Origin of the sequence: Novosphingobium beihaiense (genome assembly GCF_022832375.1) — a bacterium.
GTDB lineage: Bacteria > Pseudomonadota > Alphaproteobacteria > Sphingomonadales > Sphingomonadaceae > Novosphingobium > Novosphingobium beihaiensis.
In genome coordinates this window covers 1-1,045 of sequence record NZ_JALHLG010000100.1, presented here as the reverse complement: position 1 = coordinate 1,045, position 1,045 = coordinate 1, and the positions used below count along the sequence as shown (strand labels likewise).

Here is a 1,045-nt window from a genome sequence, read left to right as displayed (position 1 = left end):
GACCGTGCACGAATTGCGCGGGTTCGTGTCCGATGATCTCGATGGAGCGTTTCAAGAGGCCTATGCGGTTTCACGCGGCACGAAGTGCAAGCAGTTCCTCTTCTCACTCTCGCTCAATCCTCCTGCTGAAGCGAATTGAGTAGCCCCTAGTTTTCTAGACGCCTTCTGCTTTCAAAATCTGCTGGCGCTCGAACTGGGCGGGCGACAGCATCCCGTTCCTGACGTGCTTGCGTACCGGGTTGTAGAACATCTCTATGTAATCGAACACGTCCTGCCGGGCTTCCTTGCGTGTTTTGTAGGTATGGCGCCGGATGCGCTCGCGCTTGAGCGAGGAAAAGAAGCTCTCGGCCACGGCGTTGTCATGGCAGTTGCCGCGCCGGCTCATCGAATGTTCAAGATTGTGAGCTCGGAGGAAGGTCGCCCAGTCCATGCTGGTGAACTGCGAGCCCTGATCCGAATGAATCAACACCCGCTGTTTCGGCTTGCGCCGCCATACCGCCATGTGCAGCGCCTGGAGCACCACATCGGTGGTCTGCCTGCTCTGCATCGACCACCCCACCACACGGCGGGAATAGAGGTCGATCACGACAGCCAGATAGGAAAAGCCTTCCAGGGTGCGAATGTAGGTGATGTCTGTCACCCAGGCCCGGTCGGGCGCAGCAACGTCGAACTGACGATCCAGAGTGTTGTCGACCACCAAGGAGGGCTTGCCACCATAGCTGTTCGGCCGACGCTTGTAGCCAATCTGCGCCTTGATGCCCGCTAGCCTGGTCAACCGGGCAACACGGTTCGGGCAGCAGGTCTCGCCCTGATCCAGAAGGTCGTCGTGCAACTTGCGGTAGCCATAGACCTTGCCGCTGTCGTTCCAGGCTTGCCGGATCAACTTGGTCTGCCGAGCATCTTCCCGGGCTCGCTGGCTCAGCGGGTTCTTCTGCCAGGAATAGAAACCACTGGGCTGGATGCGCAGGCACCGGCACATCGACCGAACCCGGAACTGGTCGCGATGCTCGGCAACGAACGCGTATCTCACTTTGCATCCCTGGCG

1 protein-coding gene is annotated in these 1,045 nt (G+C 59.4%); it reads right to left on the bottom strand.

Going from position 1 to position 1,045, the window contains the following annotated elements; all coding sequences use genetic code 11:
- Positions 1–154: 154 nt before the first annotated feature.
- A partial coding sequence (locus tag MTR66_RS21110; protein WP_243924701.1) for an IS3 family transposase occupies positions 155–1,045 on the bottom strand: 891 nt, incomplete at its 5' end.